The sequence below is a fragment of the uncultured Granulicatella sp. genome (genome assembly GCF_963515095.1).
Classification (GTDB): domain Bacteria; phylum Bacillota; class Bacilli; order Lactobacillales; family Aerococcaceae; genus Granulicatella.
Map to the genome: position 1 here is coordinate 1 of NZ_CAUPXD010000054.1, position 5,168 is coordinate 5,168.

Consider the following 5,168-nt stretch of genomic DNA (forward strand, 5'->3'; position numbering starts at 1 on the left):
TTTTCAATTCATTTGGTGTTGAAATCGCATTTCCTGCTTCGTCTTCGTACTTAACTGTTACATCTCCATTTTCTAATGTATATACGTATGTGATGACCGCTGGTGTATCACTTACTTTTCCATCTTCTGGAGCTGAGTCTGCTTTTTTCTCTTTCAGTTTGTATACTTTTCCATCTTCTGTTTGAATTCTTGGTTTCTTAATATCTTCTGAAGTGGTATTGTACGCTGTTCCTGTTTCTACACCTTTTTTCAATTCATTTGGTGTTGAGATCGCATTTCCTGCTTCGTCTTCGAACTTAACGGTTACATCTCCATTTTGCAACTCATACTCATAAGTAACTGTTTGTTTTTCTGTAGTTACTTTACCAGTTTCTCCAGCTGAACCTGTTTTTAGTCCATTATTTGCTGCAACAAGTTTATAAACTCTTCCATCTTCTTTTGTAATAGTTGCATCTTTCGTCGCAGTATAGTCACTTCCTACTTGTCCATTTGTTACTAATGTTACTGGATCTTTTAGGTTTGTTTCTGTTCCTGCAATGACATATTTCACTTCGACGTTTCCACCTACTTTTGGTGCGTACTCATAAACGACTTCTTGTTTATCTGCTGTAACTGTACCTTGTTCTCCAGCTGATGTAGCTTTATGTCCTTTATATACATAAACTTTCCCATCGGTAGCTGTTAATTCTTCACCTGCTACTGGAGCTGTTGAAGTATAGTTTTTCCCAACTTTTAATCCCTTAGCAACATCTGTTGCTGCTTTTAATTCAGTTGTTGTACCTTCGATAACGTATTTTGCAACTACATCTCCACCAACTGGCATAATTCTTTCATAGTATACATTTTCAACTACATTACCATTATTAAGAACTTCAGGTGTAATTCTTACTTCATCAATTGCCGCTTTAGCAATATATTGATCATTAACTTTTACTTCTGGTTTTTCCCATCCAGAAAGAATTGGAGATGGGACTTCTGTCCACTTAGTGTTATTTTCTATTATCCACTCTCCCTCAATTCTTCGTCCCGTTTCTTTTCCTGTATAAACTTTTCTTGATACTGTAACAACTTGTTCGACAGGTTGTGAAAGCACATTAGTTTCGTTATTTTTTTCTAAATAATTAATAGTTCGTTTAACTTCTTTTGTTTCAGTTACTTCCTTAGCTTCTTCATATAAATAAGTTACTTTCTTAGTGACTTGCTTTTCATATGTTCCCGATGGTGTTGCAGAGGTTGGATCTAACTCTTTATAAATGTAAGTTCGTCCATTTTTATTCATAACGTCATTTTTATTGGTCGTGTATGACTCATTTGCAAAACCTTCAGTAGTTCTTCTTGCTTCAGAATATTCCGGTGATAAGTCCAATCCACTAGTTGTATAATAACGAGAAATAACTTTACCTCTAATATCTTCTGTTCTAAGACCTACAACATTTGATTCTAGCCAAGTATCTTGAGCATTTTTCAAAAATATTTGTGATGTACTTCGGATAAAGTTTGCATTTTGTTGGTCGACTCTAACATTAAAATGATCCACAAAGGGTGCTGCTTTAGTTACTCGATAATCAGATTTGAAAACATATTTTACAGCTGTCACATCTTTCCAATTAGAAACCTGATTTGCTGTTACATATGTCGCTGTAGTTTTATCTTCCACAGTTGAAGTCGTATAAAGAACTTCCCATGAATCAGAATTATCAACAATTGGCCCCTCTAAATATGTTACTGCTTCTTTTTTGGGCACCAACACAATTGCTTCTTTAACTTGTTGTGGACTATCTGTTAAGTTCTGAATAGTCGGTGTTAAGGTTACTTCATTTCCATTTACTACATCTATAATTCCTCGTACAACAGGAGTTCCAGGTTTTGAAATACCAAGTGCAGTATAATACTCAATAACATTTGTTAATTTTACATCAACACTTGCTCTAGCTATTGTATTACCATTTTCATGACCATCAACATAATCCGAATTCAACGAACGGTCGCGTCCTTTTAATGTTTGTGAGTTACTATTCCAAACCAAATAAGACTCAATATTATAAGTATTACTTTCTACTAGTCCAGTATTTTCAACTTCAAAAGCTAAAGCCACAGGTTTATATCCATACTCTCCCGTTATATTCTCAGAAACATCATATTTCGTTATTCCTAAATCTTTTGTATCAAAAATATATGCTGTTTTTCCTGTGTTTTTATAGTTAGTAATTGTTCTAGTTGGTATTACAGTAGTATATTTTTCTTTTATTTTATCATAATCAGATAAAGCTCTATCTTCAATTGGAGTATACACTACATCTGTTGTTAATAATCGATTATCAGTTGTCACTCGAAAGTCTTTTAGCGGAAGTTTAGGATCTGCAAGTAACATAATTTTCGTTTCAGTTACATTTGGATCCAATTTTGATAGGTTTCTTGTCTCTACACCGTTTTCTGTGTCATTTAATGATTTAAAATAATCAGCCGCATGATAACTAACAATTACTGGAAGAGTTTGTCCTCTGGAAATATCCCGACTATTTACTCCTCTACCATTCAAGGCATTCATTTCAAGTGATAAATCATAAGGTGTCTTAGCATGAATAGCTGAAACATCTCTACCTGTTTTTGGTCGTACTTCACTAGAAGCCTGATTCAGATTTTCACTAAAACTTAAATTGATTTGATTTTCGTACCTAGTAATTTGATTATCTTCACTCTTTTCTTTCCAACTAGGAACTTTCACATCTAGAAAAGCATTAAATTCTTTAATTTTAATTTTTTCTCCATCTTTATAATACTTATCTTCAATTCCTGAATGTTCTAATACAAGATGTTGATAGTGCTTAGATGAATCAAGTTTAATAGTTGTAGTCATTTCTTCTACATTTGAATATTCTTTAATCAATTCAGATTGATGTTGATCATTTATTCCATACAACTTGAATGGTTTTACTAACGTTCCGCTTGCATCTGTATAATCAATCGTTGATTTAGTTCTATTTGCGTTTAACTTAGCATATTTTAAATCTCCTAGTCTAAAAGATGTAAAATAATTATCTTTCTGATTTTCTGGAATAAAGTAATTGACAAAATTACCCGAAAAGATTCCCCCATCACCTTTCATACTAGAATCTTCTAACTTAACAAAAGCTTTAAACATATCTGTGTCCGATTGATTTGAAAATAGTTTCTGATTATTAGGAGTCCAAATATAAGTATATAAGCTTCCAATAGCAGGAACTCCTTCTGTTGCATAAACACGAAATGCATTATTACTTGGTAACGATTGAGTAAATGTTGTACCATCTGGTCGATACCCTACTGCTGTATAAGTGATAGCTGGAAGATCCCCTCTAGTTGCCGTAGTATCAATATATTTTTGAATTTCTTCAGCAGTCGTCAAAACACCCTTTTTTAATCGTAAATAAAGATCATAAGAAGATGAAGTAGTACCTCCACTAACTTCGTTCTTTGGTGTAAAAGTTGCCACTCCGTTTTCTAATTTCCACATATCATTACTTCCAATACCTGGAGCAATTTCAAAAATGTCAGGAATTCCACTAATTGTATAATCATATTTTAACAAACGACCATTCCCGTTATGAGAATTAAATTCATTGTCATCTGCTTCTCTATTCCGGATATAGGCTGCATTTGCAGCAATAAAAGGTAATCTGTATGTTGCATCTTCGATAGGTTTAAAAATGCCATCAACAACACTTCCCAATTTCCATTCAGCTTCACCTTTTTCATATTGAATAAATGGATTATTAAAAATAAAACTTCCTACTTCTTTTGTACGATTATCTGATTCTCGGTAAAGGATTTCAGATAAATAATCAAACGTTGCAGTTGCAGTCTTAGAAACCGTATAATTATCACCAGTTCCTAATTCTACAGTAATAGGAAGTCGATCACCATTACTTGGAGCATTTTTTATAGAGGTACCAATTTGCAATATCATCTCACTCTCTGCAACTGTTCCACCTATCATATCATTAAGACTCAATTCATAAACATAAGCAGATTCTGTTGATTCATCTTCTACTTTTTTGACAAATGTGGAGTGTCTAAATACTGGTTGCGATTTTGAATGTAAAAATTGTTTCGGAATTGTAATACGAACTTTTCCATCAACAACCGTTTCATCAGAGGATGCAGAGTAAGTTATAGATACTTTTTGATAACGACTCCCATTCCCTCCATTTGCAACAGGAACTTGTTTTTCTGTTGGTCCATTACTACTATCAAAATGAACACCTCCTGATATAGCATGGCTTGTAACTCCATCTCTAAAGCTTACTCCTTCTTCCATCTTTTTGCCATTACGACTATCTTGATTTTTATTTTCTTTAGGTGTTTCTTCAGCTTTCATTGATTTTAAGATAGAAGTTAATGAGCTGATTTCTTTTGCTTTAGCATCTACTACTTCTTGTGTTGCATTAGATGAAGTTTGTAATTTTTTTGCTTCTTCTAATAATTTTTCAGCTTTTTCAATAAAAGTTTTTTGTTTTTCATTTGAACGAATACGATTTACTTGTTCTTGTAAAGCTATCATTTTATCTAATAATTGGCTTGTTTCAACTGTAGCTTTTTTCTCTACAGATGGTTGCTCTATTTTTTCTACGATAGTAGAAGGTTGTTCCTCTGTTGAAATTGCTTTTTCCGTTGTATCATTAGTATTTTTTTCTTCTACTAATTTATTTTTATTGTCAACTGATGAAGTTGCTTGATTCGTTTTCTCTTCATTTGCTGCAACTTCCTTTGGAGCTTCGCTCGCCTTTTCTTTTTGTTCCTTTGCTGACACACTAACAACTTCATTTGTTACCGGTTCATTAATTTCACTAGCTTCAACATGGAAGCCTAAAAAGAAGCCCGCTCCGACTAATACACTAGCAGCTCCCACTTTTAATTTTTTGATAGAATATTTTTCAAATTTTCTACCAGCCTTTTTTTGATTCATAAATTGATTATTCTTGCCTAACATTCTTCACCTCAAAAATAAAATAATAAAATAAGTAAACTATATTCTACCCCCCCCCCCCCCGAAAATTTTGTCAAATATTTTGCATTGAAAATATAAAAAATATTTAGCATTTTACGGCTCATCGACAAATTCCGTTGGTGGATTAAATTTAACACCAAATTAAGTCTTTAATTTTAACTGAACAAGGTGGAAGAAAATT

At 33.0% G+C, this 5,168-nt stretch carries 1 protein-coding gene; it reads right to left on the reverse strand.

Features of this window, described 5'->3' with window-relative positions; translation table 11 throughout:
* The coding region (locus tag RWL86_RS08215) for a MucBP domain-containing protein (protein WP_314078743.1) at positions 1-4,969 on the reverse strand (4,969 nt) is incomplete at its 3' end.
* Between the last annotated feature and the right edge of the window lie 199 nt (positions 4,970-5,168).